This window comes from Brevibacterium sp. MGP-B1, from assembly GCF_057766545.1.
The window spans coordinates 2,231,499-2,252,339 of the sequence record NZ_CM173407.1; the positions used below are offsets into that span (position 1 = coordinate 2,231,499).

The 20,841-nt window shown below is 66.4% G+C and carries 20 protein-coding genes; 7 read left to right on the forward strand and 13 right to left on the reverse strand.

Features of this window, described 5'->3' with window-relative positions:
• Positions 1-9: 9 nt before the first annotated feature.
• Positions 10-1,191 carry a glycosyltransferase family 4 protein gene (locus AC3CD9_RS10140; RefSeq protein ID WP_248283937.1) on the forward strand — a complete coding sequence of 394 codons (1,182 nt, stop codon included), beginning with the start codon at positions 10-12 and terminating at the stop codon, positions 1,189-1,191.
• A 127-nt stretch (positions 1,192-1,318) separates the two neighbouring features.
• Here the strand turns inward: AC3CD9_RS10140 and AC3CD9_RS10145 are convergent, their stop codons facing one another.
• The 10 genes from AC3CD9_RS10145 to AC3CD9_RS10190 all read right to left on the reverse strand — a co-directional run bounded on the left by AC3CD9_RS10145 (position 1,319) and on the right by AC3CD9_RS10190 (position 10,644).
• A complete protein-coding gene (locus AC3CD9_RS10145; RefSeq protein WP_488363752.1) occupies positions 1,319-1,888 on the reverse strand; it encodes a cysteine hydrolase family protein in 570 nt (189 codons plus the stop codon).
• Between the two features lie 108 nt (positions 1,889-1,996).
• Positions 1,997-2,887 carry a hypothetical protein gene (locus AC3CD9_RS10150; RefSeq protein ID WP_488363753.1) on the reverse strand — a complete coding sequence of 297 codons (891 nt, stop codon included), beginning with the start codon at positions 2,885-2,887 and terminating at the stop codon, positions 1,997-1,999.
• A gap of 87 nt (positions 2,888-2,974) precedes the next feature.
• The gene (locus tag AC3CD9_RS10155; protein ID WP_488363754.1) at positions 2,975-3,673 is read right to left on the reverse strand and encodes an energy-coupling factor transporter transmembrane component T family protein; all 699 of its coding nucleotides are present in this window, start codon (positions 3,671-3,673) and stop codon (positions 2,975-2,977) included.
• Positions 3,670-4,398, reverse strand: coding sequence for an energy-coupling factor ABC transporter ATP-binding protein (locus tag AC3CD9_RS10160; RefSeq protein ID WP_488363755.1), 729 nt, complete (start codon positions 4,396-4,398; stop codon positions 3,670-3,672). The genes AC3CD9_RS10155 and AC3CD9_RS10160 overlap by 4 nt, the downstream gene beginning before the upstream one ends.
• A complete protein-coding gene (locus AC3CD9_RS10165; RefSeq protein ID WP_488363756.1) occupies positions 4,395-5,051 on the reverse strand; it encodes a biotin transporter BioY in 657 nt (218 codons plus the stop codon). The genes AC3CD9_RS10160 and AC3CD9_RS10165 overlap by 4 nt, the downstream gene beginning before the upstream one ends.
• Before the next feature lie 181 nt (positions 5,052-5,232).
• Positions 5,233-6,816: a glutamine-hydrolyzing GMP synthase gene (guaA, locus tag AC3CD9_RS10170; RefSeq protein ID WP_488363757.1), complete on the reverse strand. Its 1,584-nt coding sequence runs from the start codon at positions 6,814-6,816 to the stop codon at positions 5,233-5,235.
• 231 nt (positions 6,817-7,047) lie between these two features.
• Positions 7,048-7,485, reverse strand: a complete 438-nt coding sequence (locus AC3CD9_RS10175; RefSeq protein WP_139468416.1) for a DUF3817 domain-containing protein — start codon at positions 7,483-7,485, stop codon at positions 7,048-7,050.
• Between the two features lie 2 nt (positions 7,486-7,487).
• The gene (locus AC3CD9_RS10180) at positions 7,488-8,414 is read right to left on the reverse strand and encodes an SURF1 family protein (RefSeq protein WP_488363758.1); all 927 of its coding nucleotides are present in this window, start codon (positions 8,412-8,414) and stop codon (positions 7,488-7,490) included.
• A gap of 55 nt (positions 8,415-8,469) precedes the next feature.
• Positions 8,470-9,603 (reverse strand): GuaB3 family IMP dehydrogenase-related protein, encoded by a 1,134-nt coding sequence (locus AC3CD9_RS10185; RefSeq protein WP_139468415.1) that lies wholly within the window; start codon positions 9,601-9,603, stop codon positions 8,470-8,472.
• Positions 9,604-9,738: 135 nt separating this feature from the next.
• Positions 9,739-10,644: a LysR family transcriptional regulator gene (locus tag AC3CD9_RS10190; protein WP_488363759.1), complete on the reverse strand. Its 906-nt coding sequence runs from the start codon at positions 10,642-10,644 to the stop codon at positions 9,739-9,741.
• Between the two features lie 189 nt (positions 10,645-10,833).
• Between AC3CD9_RS10190 and AC3CD9_RS10195 the strand changes: the two genes are divergently transcribed.
• Complete coding sequence (locus AC3CD9_RS10195) at positions 10,834-11,559, forward strand: LysE family translocator (RefSeq protein WP_488363760.1); 726 nt, start codon at positions 10,834-10,836, stop codon at positions 11,557-11,559.
• Between the two features lie 91 nt (positions 11,560-11,650).
• On the opposite strand, the gene AC3CD9_RS10200 is transcribed toward AC3CD9_RS10195, so the two are convergent.
• From AC3CD9_RS10200 to panB, 3 genes are all read right to left on the reverse strand, one after another.
• On the reverse strand, positions 11,651-13,063 hold the full coding sequence (locus tag AC3CD9_RS10200; protein WP_488363761.1) for a mechanosensitive ion channel: 1,413 nt from the start codon (positions 13,061-13,063) through the stop codon (positions 11,651-11,653).
• 211 nt (positions 13,064-13,274) lie between these two features.
• Positions 13,275-14,186 (reverse strand): pantoate--beta-alanine ligase, encoded by a 912-nt coding sequence (gene panC, locus AC3CD9_RS10205; protein WP_488363762.1) that lies wholly within the window; start codon positions 14,184-14,186, stop codon positions 13,275-13,277.
• On the reverse strand, positions 14,186-15,172 hold the full coding sequence (panB, locus tag AC3CD9_RS10210; protein WP_488363763.1) for a 3-methyl-2-oxobutanoate hydroxymethyltransferase: 987 nt from the start codon (positions 15,170-15,172) through the stop codon (positions 14,186-14,188). Before panB ends, panC begins: the two co-directional genes overlap by 1 nt.
• A gap of 316 nt (positions 15,173-15,488) precedes the next feature.
• Here panB and nadA point away from each other — a divergent pair, with 316 nt between their 5' ends.
• The 5 genes from nadA (at position 15,489) to AC3CD9_RS10235 (ending at position 20,817) form a co-directional block, all read left to right on the forward strand.
• Positions 15,489-16,772: a quinolinate synthase NadA gene (gene nadA, locus AC3CD9_RS10215; RefSeq protein ID WP_488363764.1), complete on the forward strand. Its 1,284-nt coding sequence runs from the start codon at positions 15,489-15,491 to the stop codon at positions 16,770-16,772.
• A complete protein-coding gene (nadB, locus tag AC3CD9_RS10220) occupies positions 16,772-18,397 on the forward strand; it encodes an L-aspartate oxidase (protein WP_488363765.1) in 1,626 nt (541 codons plus the stop codon). The genes nadA and nadB overlap by 1 nt, the downstream gene beginning before the upstream one ends.
• Complete coding sequence (gene nadC / locus AC3CD9_RS10225) at positions 18,391-19,242, forward strand: carboxylating nicotinate-nucleotide diphosphorylase (protein ID WP_488363766.1); 852 nt, start codon at positions 18,391-18,393, stop codon at positions 19,240-19,242. Before nadB ends, nadC begins: the two co-directional genes overlap by 7 nt.
• 1 nt (position 19,243) lies before the next feature.
• Complete coding sequence (locus AC3CD9_RS10230) at positions 19,244-20,473, forward strand: cysteine desulfurase family protein (RefSeq protein WP_488363767.1); 1,230 nt, start codon at positions 19,244-19,246, stop codon at positions 20,471-20,473.
• A 128-nt stretch (positions 20,474-20,601) separates the two neighbouring features.
• Entirely contained in the window at positions 20,602-20,817 is a 216-nt protein-coding gene (locus tag AC3CD9_RS10235; RefSeq protein ID WP_488363768.1) for a hypothetical protein, read from the forward strand.
• Positions 20,818-20,841: the final 24 nt, after the last annotated feature.

A 20,841-nucleotide genomic window follows, 5' to 3' on the forward strand; every position in this document is an offset into this window, starting at 1 on the left:
CTGGAAGCCGTGAGAGTAGCGATCATTGCAGAATCCTTCCTCCCCAATATGAATGGGGTCACCCACTCACTCCTGCGGGTCCTCGACCATCTGGCCGACCGCGGCGACGAGGTCCTCGTCATCGCTCCGGGCACGCGCAGGGACGGTCCGAAGGAGGTCGCCGGTGCCCGCATCGTCCGGGTTCCCTCGATCGCCTTGCCGAAGTATCGGCGCATCCGAGTCGCTCCCGGCGGCGTCACCCGCATCCGTCGGCTGCTGCAGCGGTTCGCCCCGGACGTAGTCCATCTGGCCAGTCCGTTCGTCCTCGGTTGGCGCGGCGTCCTCGCCGCCCAGGCGCTCAACCTGCCGACCGTGGCGATCTACCAGACCGAGGTTCCCGCCTATGCCGCCCGGTACGGAATGCACGGCATCGAGGCCATGCTCTGGAACCACGTCCGCAACATCCACCAGCATTCCTCTCTGACGCTGGCCCCATCGTCGTACACGATCGATCAGCTGCAAGGCCTCGGTGTCGCCGAGGTGGCCCTGTGGGCCCGTGGGGTCGATTCCTCCCGCTTCGACCCGGGTCACCGGTCCGAGGCCTGGCGTCGAAGCGTTGCCCCGAATGGGGAGAAGATCATCGGCTTCGTCGGCAGGTTGGCCGCGGAGAAGCAGGTCGAAGACCTTGCCGCGCTCACCGATCTGCCCGGGGCGAAGGTCGTCATCGTCGGTGACGGTCCCTGGCGGACACGTCTGCAGCGGCTGCTGCCGGAGGCTCATTTCACCGGGTTCCTCGGCGGGGATGCCCTGGCTCAGGCTGTGGCGAGCTTCGACCTCATGGTCGCCCCGGGTGAGCTCGAGACCTTCTGCCAGACGATTCAGGAGGCCATGGCCTCCGAGGTGCCGGTCATCGCTCCCGCCCGAGGCGGCCCACTCGACCTCGTCGATTCCTCGCGCACCGGGTGGCTCTACACCCCGAAGGATCTCGGTGCCATGCGAGCGCATGCGGCGGACCTCCTCGGCGACGAGGCGAAACGGCGGGCCTTCGGAGTCGCCGGTCGTGAGCAGGTGCAGGCCAGGAGCTGGAAGAGCGTGTGCTCACAGCTCGTCGGCCATTATTCGCGGGCGATCGAGAATCCTGCTCCACAGGTGCTCGGCCGCGGATTCAGCTCGATGGTCAACTCCGGACTGGAGAATCCTCTGCCCTACTGAGGCGATCGCGCAGGTCAGCATCCGTCCCTTTCGCCGACCGCTCGAATTGCCGCCGCGGTATCACGTCATACGCCGAGCGCTGGACGCTGAGGTGAGCGGTCGGCGCGCGAGCCTTCAGCTGCCGAGCTCAGCCCACGCCAGCAGTCCAGTCGGCGACGGTCGTCACTGTCGCCTGTTTGGGGAACACCTTCTCGGTGAGCACCGTGTGGACTTCGGGGTCGCGGTCGGCGCAGGCGTCGGAGAGCACCGTGAGTTCGAAGTCGAGATCGGCGGCCTGACGCACGGTCGAGAGCACGACTCCGCTCGTGGCGACTCCGGCGAGCACGAGAGACGACGCCCCATAGCCGCGCAGCAGCACCTCGAGATCGCTGCCGGTGAAGGCGCTGATGCGTCGCTTGGTCACAATCGGCTCGCCCTGATGCCGGTCGAGGGTTTCGTGGATGCTTGTCGAGGCATGGGTCTCGTCGACGTCGCCGTGGGCGGCGATCTGCGCGAACGATGCCGTTGCCGCCAGTTCCGGATGCCCCTCCCGCAGCGCCACTCGCACCCAGACGACGGGGATGTCGTGGCTGCGAGCTGCGGCGACGGCGTCACGTGCGCGTTCGAGCACGCCGGTCGAGGCGAAGGCGTCGTCCCCGGCGATGCCGTTTTGGAAGTCCATGGCCAACAGGACTGTGTTCTCGGTGCCGGTCATCATGTCTCCTTCGGTTCGGGCGGGGCTCGTCCCCTCTTCCGCCGAGGTTACTCCTGACTCCAGTTGGTCCGCTGAGTCGAGGCTCAATGCCGACTGAGACCGGAGCGACGGCTAGCAGGGGAGTGCCGTTGTCCGCCGAAGGCGGCATCGATATGATGAGGAGGAAGCAACGTCATGCCCCGGGCTACCGGATAATCCCGGCCTTTGGGAAGACGGCCCCCTGGCGAATGCGGAAGCACCCAGGGGGTGCTTCATATTCAAGAGCTTTCCGTCGACAGCATTGATGACCGTCAACTTGCCTTCCTGCAGAACCGGCTCAATGAATCTGACATCATCGCGCGCGATGTCACGCTGCACCGCCCACGAGATCGCGTCTGCTGACCACAACAACGGTTCGAACGCCATTCCGCCGTGAGTGAAGGCGACACCAGGGTGAATCGCACCCGTCCTCCGCAGACTATCGACCACCCGCTCATCTGCACGGTTGAGTCTCTGATCCCTATTGTTGTCAGCGACGATCCCCCGAACAGCCCCATCTCCGGTACCGCTCGTGAGGTTACGGACGAGCCGGTCGAGACACAGCGCCCTGGCCCTCGCAATGTCGCCCTGAGAACTGCCCGCCAACGGCATCTTCACAGCAATGACATTCCACACCGATTCCTCGGTGATCGTCTCGATCATCTCGACGATGTCACCGCGGTCGAAGTCGCTTCCGCGGAACTTCTTGTTCGTATGCCAGTAAGTTCCGTCGGCCACTTCCACCAATCGCTCGCGAATGGAATCCAAGCGCGCATGAGAGAAGATGACCGCGGCCATCTGATATAACGAGACCTCCGCCGGACCCAACCGCGTTCGAGAAAAGGTGCCCTCCGCCGCGCCTGCCGGCTGCCTCATCGACTCGTCGATGAACGCGATCGGGTTCGGGGCAGCGGCGAGATAGAACCTCTCCAGTGCAGGTGACCGCAGGTTTGGGCTCGACATATCTCCGCTCTCATCCGGCAACGCAGCTCTCCTCGAGCAGCATTGCTCTCATCCGATGATGTGCCGAGCACTCTACGGGGCGGTCCTGACACGACCGACGGAGGCGGTTCAGTCGACGATGCCGCGGGCGTCGAGCGCCCGTCCCGTGTCCTGTGCGTATTTCACCGACCGCAGAATCGCCGGCACCACTCGGGCCTTGATGCTCGAGTCCAGTCCCCTGGCCCGGGCTGCGCGTTCGGCTTCGCCGAGCAGACCGGAGATATGTGAGATCGCCCTGACCATGAGGCTCGCTGTCAGCGCGATCGCCTCGGCGTTCGCGCCGAAGAACCGCAAGGGCGAGACCAGCACCGTGAACGTGTCGAGCAGCTGCGCCACAGACGTCGTCAGGGTGAGGATCAGGGCCGCCTGTACACAGGCGAACACGGTCCCGCCGACAGCCAGCCCCGACTCCATGGACCCGAAGAAGTACTGCAGCCCCATGACGATCGCCACAAGCACCGCCACGTAGATCCATGTGCGCAGGAAGTTCTTCACCCGCAGCCGGGCCGTGAAGCCGAGGACCACGAGGACAGCGAACATCGACCAGTTGATCGCCGCGTCGCGGAAGATGAGCGCGACGATCCCGATGACGGCGATCACCGCCAGCTTCACTCCCGTCGGCACTGCATGCAGCCATCCCCGAGGATGCGCCACCTTCCCGAAGAGCTGCGGTCGGGCCTTGATGCCGGCGTGCTTCCGCCACGTCGTTCCGGTGTCACCGGCACCAACGCCGGTATGACCGGCCCCGACAGGACGTTTCCAACTCATGGCGTATCGCTCATGATGAGATTCCGGTAGGCGGCGACCGCCTCGGCGGGGGCGGCATCGGCCACGATCCGACCGTCGTCGACGACGATCGCGCGCTGGGCGATCTGCGCGAACTCGAGGTCATGGGTGGTGAGGACGATGCGCACCCCGCGCCTGGCCACGAGTTCCTGGAGATGCACGCGCAGCCGCTCCTTGTTGCGCAGGTCGAGCAGGGTCGTCGGCTCGTCGAGGACGAGGATCTGCGGATCCACCGCAAGCACCGCGGCCAGTGCCACGAGCTGACGCTGACCGCCGGAGAGTTCGTAGACGCTGCGTTCAGCCAGGTCGGCGATGCCGAGCTCGTCGAGCACCGCCAGTGCCGCTGCCCGCCGTTCGCGTTTGGGCACGGACTTGCGCAGGGACAGTTCGATGTCCTCGATCGGGGTCGGCATGACCAGCTGCGCGGCCGGATCGGTGAAGACGAAGCCGACCATTGAGCGCACCTTCGCCGCCTGCCGGCGCGGGTCGAAACCATCGACGAGGACCTCTCCGGCGTTCGCGGTGACCAGCCCGTTGAACAGCTGCAGCAGGGTCGACTTCCCCGAGCCGTTGGCACCGATGACGGCGACGACATCCTCGGTGAGGGTGAGATTGACGTCTTGGAGGATCGGGCGCACGACATCGCCGTCGGGTCCGTCGTCGAGGACTCCGACGCCGACGTCGCTCAACCGGATCTCACGTGTCACTTCGCGCCCTGTGCCTGCCCGGCCGACACCGATTCAACGCTGATTCCGCGACGGCGCAGCACATCGGGGAATGCGCGGTGGATGAGCACCGCCACCGAGGCGGCCAGCATGTTCTTCACAATGTCACCGGGCCAGTAGGCGAGGTCCGCGACCGCAGCCACGCCGAGCGGCAGATCGCCGTTGATCGACATGCCGAGGATGCCCAGCGGGTGGTTGAGCAGGAGGCTGCCGCCGAAGCCGCCGAGGAACAGCACCACACCGAGCTTCATTCCGCTGAAGCGGCGCACTGCCCAGCGGGCGATGAGTCCGGCGAGGAGAGCGTAGAGCGCGAAGGAGAGGATGTAGCCGGCGCTCGGGCCTGCGAGGACGCCGATTCCGCCGCGCATTCCCGAGAAGATCGGGAGTCCGACGAGACCGAGGGCGACGTATAGCAGGGTGGCTGCGAATCCGCGCCAGGGTCCGAGCACCATCCCGCACAGGGCGATCGCTAAGGTCTGCAGAGTGATAGGCACACCAAGGGGGCCCACTGGGACAGGAGGCATCATCGCAAAGGCAGCGAGCATCGCAGCGAAGACCGCGACGAGGGCGATATCGCTGCCGGCCGAGCGAGGACGGGTGATCCCTGCCGAGGTGGTGCTGTGGGTCGGTGTCATGAGTACTCCATTGGTCGTGATCCTCCCCGACCAGGATCGGGGACGCCCGAGGCGGCCCCGAGCACCCTCCCACTTTAACTGAACGGTGTTCAGGAGCGGTATTCGGGGTCGCGGTCGAGGCCGCCTCGGCGAGGGTGTCCGCACGTTCACGTGCGCAGTGCCCCTCAACGGTCGCGGAGGATCACTCCCATTCGATCGTGCCCGGAGGCTTCGATGTGACGTCGAGGACGACGCGGTTGATGTCGTCGACCTCGTTGGTGATGCGGTTGGAGATCACGGACAGCACATCGTAGGGGATGCGCGTCCAGTCGGCGGTCATCGCGTCCTCGCTCGAGACCGGGCGCAGCACGACGGGGTGGCCGTAGGTGCGACCGTCTCCCTGGACGCCGACGGAGCGGACATCGGCAAGCAGGACGACCGGGCACTGCCAGATCTCGCCGTCGAGGCCGGCCTTCGTCAGCTCTTCGCGGGCGATCGCGTCGGCCTTGCGCAGGATGTTCAGGCGCTCCTCGGTGACCTCACCGATGATGCGGATGCCGAGCCCCGGTCCGGGGAACGGCTGGCGGGAGACGATGACCTCGGGCACGCCGAGTTCGCGGCCGATGGCGCGGACCTCGTCCTTGAACAGGGCGCGCAGGGGTTCGATGAGCTGGAACTGAATGTCATCGGGCAGGCCGCCGACGTTGTGGTGGCTTTTGATGTTCGCGGTGCCGGATCCGCCGCCGGATTCGACGACGTCGGGGTAGAGGGTGCCCTGGACGAGGAACGCGATGTCTTCGCCTTCACCTTCCTGGGCCTCGAGCACGAGGTCGGCGGCAGCGGTCTCGAAGGTGCGGATGAACTCGCGGCCGATGATCTTGCGCTTCTCCTCCGGGTCGGTGACCCCGGCGAGCTGGGAGAGGAACTGCTCACGCGCATCGACGGTGACCAGGCGGACGCCGATCGAATCAACGTAGTCCTTCTCGACCTGGACGCGTTCGTCCTGGCGCAGCAGACCGTGGTCGACGAACACGCAGGTGAGCTGGTCGCCGATGGCCTTGTGGACGAGCGCTGCGGCCACGGAGGAGTCGACTCCGCCGGACAGACCGCAGATGACCTTCTTGTTGCCGACGCGGGCGCGGATGAGGTCGACCTGCTCGTCGATGACGGATTCGTTCGTCCAGTCGGCTTCGAGGCCGGCGACGTTGTAGAGGAAGTTCTCGAGGATTTTCTGCCCGTTCTCCGAGTGGAGAACCTCGGGGTGCCACTGCACGCCGGCGAACCTCTTCGCCGCGCATTCGAAGGCCGCGACGGGAGTGTCGGGGGTGGAGGCGAGGACGTCGAAGCCGTCGGGCGCCTCGGCGACGGAGTCCCCGTGGGACATCCAGACCTTGTAGTTCTCAGGGGTCTCGGCGAGCAGCGAGCCGGTCTGGGACACGGAGACCGGGGTCGATCCGTATTCGCGCTTGTCCGTCTTCGCCACGCGACCGCCGAGGGCAGTCGACATGAGCTGGAAGCCGTAGCAGATGCCCATGGTCGGGATGCCGAGGTCGAACACGGAGGTGTCGAAGCTCGGGGCGCCGGCGTCGTTGACGCTCGAGGGTCCGCCGGAGAGCACGATGGCCACGGGGTTCTTCGCGGCGAATTCGGACGCCGGGGCGTCGTGGGCGATGATCTCCGAGTACAGGCCGGCTTCGCGGATGCGGCGCGCGATGAGCTGGGCGTACTGGGCGCCGAAATCGACGACGAGGACGGGGGGCACCTGCGTGCTCTGGGATTGCGTCATGATCCAATTCTAAGCGTCGGCGACCGGACGCCCGAATTCGGGTCGTGCTCCCTTCGCAGGGCGGATGCGCACGTGTCGGTGGGCCGCCTCGGTGAAGGTGGACCGGGCCGGTTCCGCCGCCGCGGTTGACCACGTGTCGGTGGGCCGCCTCGGTGAAGGTGGACCGGGCCGGTTCCGCCGCCGCGGTTGACCACGTGTCGGTGGGCCGCCTCGGCGAGGGTGGGGTCCCTTTCAGGACTTGGGGGCGACCACGACGGCGGCTTCGAGTTCGGCGTCGACCTGACGGTGGATGCGGCGCTCGAGGATGAACGACATCACGGGCACGACGCCGGCCAGGGCGAGGATGAGGTAGCGGCCGAGCGTCCAGCGCATCTGCTGGTTGAGCCAGAAGCAGCCGATGAGGTAGACCACGTAGCACCAGCCGTGGCAGATCGCGATGGCCGCGGCGAGGTTGAAGCCGCCGAAGTTCAGGGCAGTCTCGGCGTCCGCGGCGATGAGGTACTTGTAGATCATCTCAACCGTGAGGATGAGCAGCATCGTACCGGTGATCAGCGCCATCACGCGGTAGAACTTCAGCGCATTGCGGGCTGAGGTGAAGCGTTTGACGCTCCACACGTTGTTCTCGTCGAAGTCGGGGCGGGAGTCCAAGGACTCGTGTTCTTCGCTCACGCTCAGTTTCCTCCGGTCGTGCGGGTGTCAGTGTTTCGGGCTTCGGCGTTCCTGCTTCGCCGCTTGCCCGGCTTGGTGCCTCCGTGGCGGTGGGCCGGCAGTCCGGTGAGTCCGGACATCACCTCGGGGTCGATGGTCGCGTCGCCCGCGGGCTTGACGACAACATACTCGACGCTCTTCTCCGAATCCTGGGAGTCCTCGCCGAGGCGGCGCCGGAGGTAATCATCGCGCAGCAGCTGGAACCACATGTAGAGGGCCATGGCCGCGAAGATGATCCATTCGAGGGCGTAGACCGCCGACTGCAGATCGAATCCGCCCTCGTCGCGGGTCGTCGTGGTCGGAACCTGCTCGAGGCCGTCGGTGCCCACCGAGGAGGCGGCACCGGTGGCCTCCTCCGGGATGAGGAATCCGGAGTAGGTGAGCAGGTCGGGGAACAGGTTGATGATCTGCGAGGTCGAGACCGTGCGCACCTGCCCCTCGGGCAGATCATTGCCCTCGACGGGGCCTTCGATGGGTCCGATGCGCGCGGTCAGTTCGACCTGACCGTCCCGGGCCTCCGAGGCCATCGCCGTATCCTCGTCGGTGGTGAAACCGCGGACGACGGGGATCGCAATCGTCTTCTCGTCGGCGTTCGCGGCCTCGACGCCTTCACCGAGGTGGCCGCCGTCCGGGGCGAACATCGTCACGACCCAATACCCGGTATCGCCGTCCTGGACGCGGCCGGGAATCACGATCTGAGCATCGGGGATCCAGTGTCCTGACAGGCTGACCCGCTGGTCGGCGAGTATGCCGGGCATCGGGGCCTGGGCATCCATGACGTCGTTGAAGTCCTTGAGCTCATCGACTCCGGAGGACGCAGCGACGTCGTTCTTGTGCTGGGCCCGGTCGACCTGCCACGCGGAGAGTCCGACGAAGCAGGTGACGAGCACCAGGACGAGGAGCAGGGACCCCAGCCATTTGGGAGTCAGTGCCAGGCGGAACAGTTCAGACCACCGAACCAGTCTGGTAGGGCGAGACGGTGACGTCGACGCGTTGGAATTCCTTGAGGTCGAGGTAGCCCGTGGTGGCCAGTGCCCGACGCAGAGCGCCGGCGAGGTTGAGTTCGCCGATCGCGGTGCGGCCGGGGCCGAAGAGCACCTGCTCGAGGCTGCCGACGGTGCCGAGTTCCACACGGTGTCCGCGCGGCAGATCCGGGTGATGAGCTTCGGCGCCCCAGTGCATTCCGCGGCCTGGTGCTTCGGTCGACCGGGCCAGGGCGGTGCCGAGCATGACGGCGTCGGCGCCGACCCCGAAGGCCTTGACGATGTCGCCGCTGGTGCCGAGTCCGCCATCGGCGATGACATGGACGTAGCGGCCGCCGGATTCGTCCATATAGTCCCGCCGGGCCGCGTGGACGTCAGCGACGGCCGTGGCCATCGGGGCGTGGATGCCCAGAGTCTTGCGGGTCGTGGCCGCCGCTCCCCCGCCGAAGCCGACGAGGACGCCGGCGGCACCGGTGCGCATGAGATGCAGGGCCGCGGTGTAGGTGGCGGCTCCGCCGACGATGACGGGCACATCGAGTTCGTAGATGAACTGCTTGAGGTTGAGCGGTTCGGTGTGGGTCGAGACGTGCTCGGCCGAGACCGTGGTGCCGCGGATGACGAAGATGTCGACTCCGGCATCGACGACCGTCTTGTAGAACTCCTGTGTCCGCTGCGGGGTCAGGGCACCGGCGACGGTGACTCCGGCTTCGCGGATCTGCTCGAGGCGAGCGGTGATGAGTTCGGCCTGGATGGGTGCGGAGTAGAGCTCCTGCATCCGGGAGGTCGCCATCTCGGCCGGCAGCTGGGCGATTTCGGCCAGCTGCGGTGTGGGGTCCTCGTACCGGGTCCACAGACCTTCGAGGTCGAGGACGCCGAGTCCGCCGAATCGGCCGAGCGCGATGACGGTCTCCGGGGACATGGCCGAGTCCATGGGGGCGCCGATGAAGGGCAGCTCGAACTGGTAGGCGTCGATCTGCCAGTTCAGGGACACGTCTTCGGGATCACGGGTGCGCCGAGCGGGGACGATGGCGATGTCGTCGAGCGAATAGGCGCGACGGCCGCGCTTGCCTCTGCCGATTTCGATTTCAGAACTCACCCCAACAGCCTATCCCACCACTCTTGGCACAAGGTCTCAGCCCACTATGAGGAACAGCGCATCTCCCCTCCCAGGACTACCCGACGGCGGCCCAGCAACCTGGCGCCAGGTTGCTGGGCCGCCGTCGGGTAGCAATTAAGGGGTGGTGAGGTGGGACTCGACCGCTTTCGACGTGGCGGCGGCGAAGGCGCGGACGTGGGGTAAGTGCGCGTCTTTGTCGCGGACGTGCATGACGACTCGGCGCTGTGGGACGGGGTCGGTGAGGTCGACAGCGACGAGGCCGGGCGGCAGCTGCAGAGTCGAGAGCCGCGGGAGGACCGTGATGCCCATGCCTGAGGCGACGAGAGCCAAAGCCGCGAAGTCGTCCTCGCAGGCAGCGAAGCTCTTGCGTTCGTATCCGGCCGCGGCACACGCATGGTCGACGACCTTGCTCGAGGGCCCGGCCCACATGTCGTAGTCGACCCAGTGCTCGTCCTCGAGGTCGATGAACGGCACGGACTCACGGCCCGCGAACCGGTGCCCCTCGGGGACGACCACCCGATAGTCGTCGTCGAAGAGCGGGATGCGCGTCATCTCCGGCAGATGGTTCTCCCCGTCCTGCGGAGCCTCGGCGCGGATCTCGATGAGGCAGTGCCCGCGCCGGTTCTTCGCCGGCTCATTGAGCTGGATGTCGAAACGCAGATCCGGATGATCCTGGGCCACAGCATCGATGATGCCCGGCAGCAGGCGCGCATTGAACGAAGTGAACGCCGCGATCCGCAGCCGGGGCCTGCTGACGCTGCGGAAGCCTTCGACCAAATCGTCGAGGCGGCCGACCGCAGTGAAGACCTCCGCCGAATCATCGGCCAGACGCCGGCCGAGCTCGGTGATCTCGATGCCGCGGCCCGACCGCCGGTAGAGCGGCGCCCCGACGGCCTTCTGCAGGGTGGTGATGTGCTGACTGACGGTCGCCGGTGTGTAGTTGAGGTTCTTCGCCGCGGCGACCACGGAACCGGTGGCCGCGACGGCCCGCCAGACCCGCAGACGATTGAGATCCCACATGCCCTCAAGAGTAGCCGCTGAGCGCACATAAAATCGTTAGGCATCACCTGATGATCATTCATGATCAATTGCTTTTCCCGATTGATGGGTTCCGGCAGAATGGTGTTCGTTCCCGATGCCATCGAACGATGCCCCGACTCCCCCGTGCACCATCCCCGCTGACCGTTCCCATCACCCCGAAGGAGTGCCGTGACCGGACCCGAGATCCTCACCATCACCGGAGCCGCGGCCGCGCTTGCCGTCACCCCCGGACCCGAGACGATCCTGACGATCCGCCTGTCCTCGCTGCGCCGCAAGGCCGGACTCGTCTATGCACTCGGAACGGCCACGGGCACCGTGATCTGGATGGTCCTCGCGCTCACCGGCGTCTCCGCACTGCTCACCGTCTACCCGGCCGCAGTCCAAGTCCTCAAGATCGGCGGCGGCCTCTACCTGTGCCTCCTCGGCGTCCTCGCCGGTCGGCAGGCGCTTCGTCTCCGTCGGGATCTGAAGGCCGCCGAGGCGACCGACCGCCCCACCGCGAACGCCATCCCGTCCGCGTCGACCGGCCCCGACTCCCCCGACGGGCCCGTGACCGAGATCGCTCACGTCATGGAGTCGACCTCGCGGGGCCACTTGCGCTCGTTCGTGTCCTATCGCCGCGGCATCATCTCGTCGCTGTCCAACCCGAAGGTCGGCCTGTTCTTCCTCGCGATCCTGCCGACCCTCGTCCCCGCTTCCCCGACGGGCATCGACTACACCGTGCTCGTCGCCCTGATCCTGGGCGTGCTCCTGTCCTACCAGCTCGTCCTCGCGTGCCTGGCCAGCCTCGCGGCGTCGGCGATGGCCCACCGCAGCGCCGACTTCTTCATCGAGGCCGCCTCGACGCTCATCCTGCTCATCATCGGCATCGCCGTCATCGCGATCCCCATCTGAAGCGCGATTGCCCGGAACATAGGAGAGGGGCGGGGCACCGAGGTCGATCCTCGGCTGCCCCGCCCCTTCGAATCGGTGGGCAGACCCTCACTCAGCTCTCATTCGCCGAGGAGGCTCCCCCGTTTCCGCTGCCACTGCCACTGCCACTGCCGTGAGTGTGCGTTCCGGATCCCGGGGTACCGCTGTCCACGGCGTCGGGATTCGTCTTCTCGGCCGCCTCGGCGAGGTCGACCTTGTCGAGCATCTTCGCGGCCGCCTCACGTCCGCCCAGGCCGAAGGCCAGAGCGGCAGCCGCCGCACCGCCGATGACGACGGCACCGAAGGCGAGGTTGATGATCGAATCGGCCAGGCCCATATAGCGCAGGCCCATGGCGATGAACAGGGCGATCGCCGAGTAGCGCAGCACCTTGCTGGCCAGGTTGTTCGTGATGAACTTGCCGATGATCGCGGCAATGAGGAATCCTGCGGCGATGATCGCAGCGCCGAAGAGCACGCTGCCGCCGAGGTCGAGGATCTCGTTGAGGATGTTCGTGATCTCGGGGAATCCGAGCATCCGGGCGGCCATGATCGCGAAGAAGATCATGATCGCCACCTGTACGAGGCGGGTGATCACGTTGGAGGCGCTGGTGCCTTCGGGCACGATCCCGATCTCGTTGATAGCCCTGTCGGTGCCGATGCCCTGGAGGATCTGTTCGAGCAGATTGCCGAGGAACTTGGCGATGACGAAGCCGATGGCCAGCAGGATGCCGGCGGCGATGATGAGCGGGATCGCGTTGAGGAAGATCTGGAGCATCTGCTGGGCAGGCTCCGAGATCGCCTTGATGCCGAGGACCTGCAGCGCCGAAATCGCAACGACGATGATGATGATTCCGAACACCAGGTTGCCGATGAGGTTCGAGATCTTCGCGTTCGCCTCCGCGTTCGGGTTCGGTGCGTGACCGGGGTGTCCGCCTTGCGGCGGCATGCCCTGTTGACCTTGCGGCGGCATGCCTTGCTGACCCTGTGCGGCGTACTGCTGAGTGGCGTCGGGATGCGGTTGAGCATTTCCGGCGCCCTCGGCCATTCCGGTGGCTTTGTCGCCGAGCGAGCGGAACTTCGACGTCAGCTTCGTCAGATCCACAGCGTTGAGAGCGGTCTGGACGAGCTGTTTGGCGATCTTCGCGAAGACATAGCCGATGAAGAAGATGAATCCCGCGCCGATGATATTGGGCAGGAACCCGAAGATTCCATCGAGCAGACCCTGCAGCGGAGTCAGCACCTGATCGAGGTTGAACAGCTGGAGTACGGCGATGAGTCCGAGCAGCCAGATGACGAGACCGGCGATCTGCCCGACCGACTTTCCGATCTGCTGACCATTGCTTCCATCGCGTTGAAGTGCGGGAACCTTGGTGACGAGTTTGCCGATCGCCCATTTGACGATGGCGGCGAGAATCCAGGTGACAATGAGAATGACGATTGCCAGTCCGACTTTCGTCAGGACCGACCAGATATCCAGATCTTGCATGTCGCTTATCTCCTTCGAACTCAGCGAATCGGCAAGTTTCATTTTCTCTTGCTGATTTTGAGTCTATTCTCAGCGAACACTGAGAACAAGGGTCCAGCGACTGATAGCCGTTGATTGAAACCACAGCTGTCGATGGATCTCGATCGGTTACATATGCAGATCTCGATCGCTCAACAGAATCTTCACAAACTCATCACAATTGCATATCGCGTCAGAATTCCAGCGGCAGATTGTCGATGAGGTGAGTCCCACCGACCGTCGCGGAGACGAGCAGCAGAGCCGGTCCCGTGAAGGCCGGTGGGCACGGCCGCAGGGTCGCGGCCTCGACGAGACTGCAGTAGACGATCTCGAGATCCCCACGTTCAGCAGCCGGCTCCAGCTCGGCGAGCGCGGCCGCCTCGACGGCAGCGGGCAAGCCAGCAGAAACACCACTGGTGCCGGCCCCAGAGCCAGAACCGCCACCGATGCCGGACTCCGCCGCCCCACGGCCTCGCTCGGCCACCTCGGAGGCGGCGGTGAGAGCCCGTGGAATCGCCAGAGCACGGGCACGGTCGTCCGGCGCCAGGTAGGAGTTGCGGCTCGACATGGCCAGCCCGTCGGCGTCCCGGACGACGGGTAGGCCGATGAGTTCGATATCGAAGTTGAGGTCGGCGATCATGCGTTTGACCAGGACGAACTGTTGGATGTCCTTGAGTCCGAATACCGTGACGTCGGGGGCGATGAGGGTGAAGAGCTTCGCCACGACAGTGAGCACGCCGTCGAAGTGCCCAGGCCTGGCCGCGCCTTCGAACACGGCCCCCATGCGCCCGGCGACGACCCGCACTTCGGGTGCGGACGGGTACATCTCGGCCAGCGCCGGGGCGAAGACGAAGTCGACTCCGGCCTCTTCGCACTTCCTCAGATCCTCTTCGATCGGCCGCGGGTACTGGACGAAGTCCTCGTCGGCACCGAACTGGAGAGGATTGACGAAGATCGAGGCCACGACGAGATCAGACTCTGCGCGGGCACGCGTCATCAGTGCCTGATGCCCGGAGTGCAGGGCGCCCATCGTCGGGACGAGACCGACGCGGCCGGACTGTTCGGCTCGCCACCGGCGCAGTGCCTGGATGCCTCCGACCTCCATCAGTCGAAGCTCCTCTCGGGCTCGGGGAAGACCCCGGACTTCACTTCGTCGACATAGGTGCCGACCGCCTCGGTGAGCACGGAATGCAGGTCTGCGTAGCGCTTGACGAAGCGCGGGGCCTTCCCCGTACGCAGGCCCGCCATGTCCTGCCATACGAGGACCTGGGCGTCGCAGTCCGCACCGGCGCCGATCCCGACGGTGGGGATCGTCAATTCGGCAGTGACCTGGCCGGCCAGCCCGGAGGGCACCATCTCCATGACCACGGAGAAGGCTCCGGCCTCGGCCACGGCGCGGGCATCGTCGAGCAGGGCGCCGCCGGCGTCGCCGCGGCCCTGGACCTTGTAGCCGCCGAGGTTGTGCTCCGCCTGCGGGGTGAAGCCGATGTGCGCCATGACCGGGATGCCCGCCATCGTAATCGCCTTGATCCGCGAGGCCATCCGCGCCCCGCCTTCGAGTTTGACCGCGTGGACTTCGGCTTCCTTCATGAACCGCACGGCCGTGGCCACGGCCTGCTCGTCGGAGATCTCGTAGCTGCCGAAGGGCAGGTCGGCGACGATGAGGGCCCGGCTCGTCGCTGAGGCGACTGCTCGGGCCAGCGGGATGAGTTCGTCGACTGTGACCGGCAGGGTGGTCGCGTGGCCATAGACGTTGTTCGCCGCGGAGTCGCCGATGAGCAGGGCCTCGACCCCGGCCTGTTCGAACAGGGCCGCCGTGTACTGGTCGTAGCTGGTCAGCATCGCCCATCGCCGACCTTCTGCCTTGGCTTTGATGAGATCGAGGGTCCGGATTCGCCGAGGCGGCGCTGCCGGTGCGGACACCGGACCGCCGTACGGGGCGGGTTGTTCCGCCGAGGCGGCCCCCGCCGTCGCGTCGGGGCCGGCCGTCGCGCCGGGGCCGGCCGGGGCCTTGTCACCGGCAGAAGCGTTGCCCGCGATGCCGGTGGTGGAGGGGGAGGTGAACTGGTTCGAGTGTGCCGCTTCGGGCATGAGAATCCTTCAGATATGCGATGTCGTCGGTGCCGGCGCGGGCGGGGCGAGACCGACGCTTCGGTCCGAAGCCTCGGTGACTCTCACGGGGGCGCCCACCGCAGTGCGCATCGACTCGGATTGCGAGCCAGACCACAGCCTATTGCATCCCCCGGCGCAGAGCCATCGCCCGCGAGTTGCACATTGCCCGCCCACAGGATTAAGCTCAAATCTGCGCAAAGAAATAAACGCACAATTGCGCAAAAGATTTCGGGCGGCTCTCACCACGTGCGAGGCACTTCAGGCACGGGTCCCGCCCACCGAGCGAAGGACGATGATGACCACAACAGCTTCGATCGAACTCACCCTCAAGGACATCTCTGCCTCGGGAGCGAACGACGAAATGTGCTCGACGGACCTGCTCGATGCCCCGTGGGATGTCGACGACCGTCCCGGCTACGGTCCCGGTTCCTCGATGGCCGACCCGATTCCGGTCGCCGCCCCACGTCAGGGCGATATCCCCGAGGAGTACAAGCAGGCCGCGCCTGAAGAGCTCGATACCCGCATCCGCGCCGCCAAGGCCATCCTCGGCGATCGTGTCGTCATGCTCGGCCACCACTACCAGCGGGTCGAGGTCGTCGAACACGCCGACTACATCGGCGACTCGTTCATGCTCGCCCAGGCCGCCCAGAACCATCCGGAGGCCGAGGCCATCGTCTTCTGCGGCGTCCACTTCATGGCCGAGACCGCCGATCTGCTGTCGAAGCCGGAGCAGTCGGTCATCCTGCCCAACCTCGCCGCCGGCTGTTCGATGGCCGATATGGCCAGCATCGACCAGGTCGAGGACTGCTGGGAGCAGCTCGCCGAGGTCTTCGGCGCCGAACCCGATGCCGACGGTCGCGTCCCGGTCATCCCCGTCACCTACATGAACTCCTCGGCTGCGATCAAGGGCTTCTGCGGCCGCAACGGCGGAATCGTGTGCACCTCGTCGAACGCCGAGGTGGTTCTGGAATGGGCGTTCGAACGCGGGCAGCGGGTCCTGTTCTTCCCCGATCAGCATCTGGGCCGCAACACCGCGGTCAACATGGGCATCGGTCTGGGCGAGATGCCGCTGTGGAATCCCGCCAGGCCGCTGGGCAACAACGACGAACAGACTCTGCGTGAGGCCCGCGTCATCCTGTGGCAGGGATTCTGCTCCGTGCACAAGCGCTTCACCCCCGCCCAGATCGACAAAGCCCGCGCGGATCATCCGGACGTGCGCGTCATCGTCCACCCCGAATGCCCGCGTGAGACCGTCGAGGCCGCCGATGAGGCCGGATCGACCGCGTACATCACGAAGGCCATCGAACAGGCGACCGAACCGACGACGTTCGCCATCGGCACCGAGATCAATCTGGTCCAGAGGCTGGCCGCCGAACACCCTCAGCACGAGATCTTCTGCCTCGACCCCGTCATCTGCCCGTGCTCGACGATGTACCGCATCCACCCCGGCTACATCGCCTGGGTCCTCGAATCGCTCATCGACGGACAGGTCGTCAATCAGATCTCCGTCGACGCCGAGGTGGCCGATCCTGCCCGCATGTCCCTGGAGCGGATGCTCGCCGCGAAGCCGCGGATCTGATGAGCCGCGTCATCGTCGCAGGCTCCGGCATCGCGGGGCTGACCGCGGCACTGCGCCTGTCCGGCCGTCACACAGTCACGCTCGTGACGAAGGGCCGCCTCGGCGAATCGAACACCGAATGGGCGCAGGGCGGCATCGCCGGTGTCATCGGCCCCGACGACACGGTCGATTCCCATATCGCCGATACGCTCACCGCTGGTGCCGGACACTGTGACCCGGAAGCCGTGCGTGCCCTCTGCGAAGCCGGTGGGGACGCGATCGTCTCCCTCGCCGAGGCGGGGGTGGATTTCGACACCGATCCGACCGGAACCTGGGCCAGGGGTTTGGAAGGGGCGCATTCCTATCCGCGCATCTTCCATTCCGGAGGCGATGCGACCGGTCGGGCGATCAGCACCGCCCTGGCGCAGAAGCTGCGTACCGAAGTCGCCGCAGGACGAGTCACCCTCCTCGAGGACACGATGCTCGTCGACATCCTCACCAGCGACGACGATCGCCGCCCCACTCGAGCCACCGGAGTCGCCACAGCCACCGGAGTCAACGTGCTCCGCGACGGCCGCGCCGAGACCCTGACTGCCGATGCGATCGTGCTCGCCACCGGCGGTGCCGGGCAGCTCTTCGCACACACGACGAACCCGGCGGCTGCCACCGGAGACGGTTTGGCCGCTGCCATTCGCGCCGGTGCTAAGGTCTCCGATCTCGAGTTCTTCCAGTTCCATCCCACCGCCCTTCCAGGTCCCGGTTTCCTCATCTCCGAGGCCGTCCGCGGGGCCGGCGCTCTCATCCTCGACGAGCACGGCCACCGGTTCATGACTGACATCGATGATCGTGCCGAGCTCGCTTCTCGTGATGTCGTCGCACTCGCCCTGCACCGTCGCCAGGCGGTTCAGGACGGTCGTCCGTGCTTCCTCGATGCGCGGGCCGTCCCGGATGTGCAGGCGACGTTCCCGAGCATCACCGCCGGTCTGGCCGCTCACGGTCTCGATCTGTCCCGGGACCTCATCCCCGTCACTCCCGCCGCCCACTACTTCATGGGCGGGGTGACCACGGATCGCGATGGTCGCACGAGCATCCACGGAGTCTTCGCGGTCGGCGAGGTCGCGTGCACCGGAGTGCACGGAGCCAATCGGTTGGCCTCGAACTCTCTGCTCGAGGGCGCGGTCTTCGCCGCCCGCGCAGCCGCGGCGATCGACGCACTGCCGGTCAACAGAGACCATGAACTCCCACTCCCCCAGTCCCGTTCACTCCACCAGACGGCGCTGACACGAACCGAGCTGCAGGACCTGACCTGGGCTCATCTGGGTGTGGAGCGTACGGCCGCAGGTCTACGGACCCTGCTCGACCGCCTCGGCGACGGTGCCCGCAACGACGGTGACCGCAACGACGGTGTCCGCGGCGACGGCACCCGCGACGCCCACCGAACCACCACCCCAGCTGCGGCCCTAGCCGACGCACTCGAGACCGCGAATCTCGCCCTCATCGCCGAACATATGGCTCGGCATGCTCTGGCCCGCGAGCACAGCCTCGGCGCGCATACCCGCACGGATACGACACTCACGTCGTCGACGACGGCGCCGTCCACCGCCACTTCGCCCACCGCTCTGCTTCAGGAGGCCACCGCATGCTGACCGCTTCAACCATCGATTCCGCACTGCGCACAGCCCTCGACGAAGACGCTCCCTGGGGCGATATCACCGGCGAAGCCTTCATCCCCGCCACCGCCTCGGCGAAGGCCGAACTGCGTGCTCGCGAAGACGGAGTGCTCGCCGGAATCGAAGTCTTCGCCCGTGCCTTCACACTCGTCGACCAGAGTGTCGCGGTCGACCTCGCCGCCGCCGATAGAGACTCTTTCACCGCTGGTCAGGTGCTCGCCACGGTCGCCGGTCCCGCTCGGGCGGTGCTGCAGGCCGAACGGATCGCGTTGAACTTCTGCCAGCGCATGAGCGGAATCGCCACCCAGACCCGTGCCTATGTCGATGCCGCCGCGGGGCGGGCGCGCATCGTCGACACCCGCAAGACCACCCCCGGTCTGCGCGCGTTCGAGAAGCACGCCGTCGTCTGCGGCGGCGGACACAACCACCGTTTCGGGCTCTCCGACGCGGTCATGGCCAAGGACAATCACCTCGCCGTGCTCACCGGTGCCGGGCTCAGCGTCGCCGAGGCGATCCGCACCGCGCGTGCCCGTCTGCCGCATACAACGATGATCGAGGTCGAGGTCGACCGGCTCGACCAGGTGCCCGCGGTGCTCGACGGCGGCGCCGATAACATCATGCTCGACAACTTCACCCCGGCTCAGCTGCGCGAAGGCGTCGAACTCGTGGGCGGCCGCGCCGTCGTCGAAGCCAGTGGCAACGTCACCCTGGAGACGATCCCGGAGATCGCCGCCACCGGCGTCGACGTCATCTCATCCGGCGCGCTGACCCACAGCGTCCGCGCGATCGACCTCGGTCTCGACCTGAGCCTCGAGGCCTGAGATGGCCGGGCGCCTCTACCTCGACACCGCGGCCGCGGCCCCCGTGCGCAGGGAGGCCCTCGAAGCCGCGTGGCCGTATCTGGCCGGGTCGTTCGGCAATCCGTCGAGCCACCACGAATTCGGGCGCGGACCCGCCGAAGCCCTCGCCGATGCCCGTGCTCGCGTGGCGAAGGTGCTTGGCATGCGCGCCACGGACATCACGTTCACCAGCGGCGGCACCGAGGCGGACAACCTCGCGATCATCGGCATGGCACTCGGCGCTCAGACTCAGGATCGGACTCAGAGTCGGGCTCAGTCCGAGGGTCGGGACGGGACCGCGGTGCCGCCTCGGCGACATATCGTCACCTCCCCCATCGAACACGAAGCGGTGCTCGCCTCGGTGGAGTTCCTGGCCCGCGTCCACGGATTCACCGTCACCGAGGCGGCCCCGACCTCCGATGGGACCGTGACCCCCGAAGCCCTCACGGCGGCGATCCGGGCCGACACCGTGCTTGTGAGCCTGGGTTACGCGAACAATGAGATCGGCACCGTTGCCGACATTCCGACCCTGGCCGGAATCGCCCATGAGGCCGGTGCTCTCTTCCACACGGACGCCGTGCAGGCGGCCGGGTGGCTGCCGCTGATCGGGTTGGGTGTCGATGCGCTCAGCCTGGCCGGGCACAAGGTCGGGGCGCCGAAGGGCATCGGTGTGGCCGCGATCCGCGCCCGCGTCCCTGTCGAACCCCTCATCCACGGCGGCGGTCAGGAGTCGGGCCGACGATCGGGCACGGAGAACGTGGCTTTGGCCGTCGCGTTCGCCACGGCACTCGAACTCGCCGAGGCGGAGCGGCATGAGGCCGCCGATCGTGTCCGGGCCATCCGCGATGAGTTCATCTCCATAGTGCTCAACCATGTCCCCGGGTCGTTTCTGACGGGCGCGGCGGGCACGGCCGGCCCTGATGGCCGGGCGACTCGGACTCCGAATCACGCGTCGTTCTGCTTCTCGACCACCTCCGGCGAGGCGGTGCTGCTCGAGCTCGAACGCCTCGGGGTGACGGCCTCGAGCGGTTCGGCCTGTGCGGTCGGCTCCGATGAGCCCTCCCATGTGCTCACGGCCTTAGGGGTCGCGCCCGAGGTCGCGCAGACGAGTGTGCGCTTCACCTTCCCTTCCTCGATCACCCCCGACCAGGGACGAGCGGCCGCCCGTGCCGTCATCAGCGCTGCCGAGAGCCTCGCCTCGTCCTTTACGTGAACGGCGTCTCACACCCGAATTGATTTTGATCACCTTCACGCTCACCAGGTGGGATAGCCCTATCTTTCTCTGTATTTTGGGGCGAGACTGAAAGAGAGGCATTCGTATCAGGATGTGAGGGGGCCGCCATGGATCTTTTGATTCTGTTCATGATCGCAGTGATGTTTGCGACCGTTGTGTTCTTCATCGGTCGGTTCGCCTGCCCGAAGCACGACCGAGTGCCCCTCATCGAGGTCGATCACGTGCTTCTGTGGACGACTCTGCGCCGCGGCTGGCATGCTCTCGGATCCTTCGGTCCGCTCACTCATTACCCGGATGATCCTTCTGGAGCGTCTCGCGCCTGAGACTGCGTCGCCTCGATCGGTCCG

What these genes read in the sequence shown, in the direction of transcription:
- AC3CD9_RS10145 (WP_488363752.1), bottom strand. Translation starts at nt 1,888, where the DNA reads ATGATGACCGGCACCGAGAACACAGTCCTGTTGGCCATGGACTTCCAA.
- AC3CD9_RS10155 (WP_488363754.1), bottom strand. Translation starts at nt 3,673, where the DNA reads ATGAGTTGGAAACGTCCTGTCGGGGCCGGTCATACCGGCGTTGGTGCC.
- AC3CD9_RS10165 (WP_488363756.1), bottom strand. Translation starts at nt 5,051, where the DNA reads ATGACACCGACCCACAGCACCACCTCGGCAGGGATCACCCGTCCTCGC.
- guaA (WP_488363757.1), bottom strand. Translation starts at nt 6,816, where the DNA reads ATGACGCAATCCCAGAGCACGCAGGTGCCCCCCGTCCTCGTCGTCGAT.
- AC3CD9_RS10190 (WP_488363759.1), bottom strand. Translation starts at nt 10,644, where the DNA reads ATGTGGGATCTCAATCGTCTGCGGGTCTGGCGGGCCGTCGCGGCCACC.
- AC3CD9_RS10200 (WP_488363761.1), bottom strand. Translation starts at nt 13,063, where the DNA reads ATGCAAGATCTGGATATCTGGTCGGTCCTGACGAAAGTCGGACTGGCA.
- panC (WP_488363762.1), bottom strand. Translation starts at nt 14,186, where the DNA reads ATGGAGGTCGGAGGCATCCAGGCACTGCGCCGGTGGCGAGCCGAACAG.
- panB (WP_488363763.1), bottom strand. Translation starts at nt 15,172, where the DNA reads ATGCCCGAAGCGGCACACTCGAACCAGTTCACCTCCCCCTCCACCACC.
- nadA (WP_488363764.1), top strand. Translation starts at nt 15,489, where the DNA reads ATGACCACAACAGCTTCGATCGAACTCACCCTCAAGGACATCTCTGCC.
- nadB (WP_488363765.1), top strand. Translation starts at nt 16,772, where the DNA reads ATGAGCCGCGTCATCGTCGCAGGCTCCGGCATCGCGGGGCTGACCGCG.
- nadC (WP_488363766.1), top strand. Translation starts at nt 18,391, where the DNA reads ATGCTGACCGCTTCAACCATCGATTCCGCACTGCGCACAGCCCTCGAC.
- AC3CD9_RS10230 (WP_488363767.1), top strand. Translation starts at nt 19,244, where the DNA reads ATGGCCGGGCGCCTCTACCTCGACACCGCGGCCGCGGCCCCCGTGCGC.
- AC3CD9_RS10235 (WP_488363768.1), top strand. Translation starts at nt 20,602, where the DNA reads ATGGATCTTTTGATTCTGTTCATGATCGCAGTGATGTTTGCGACCGTT.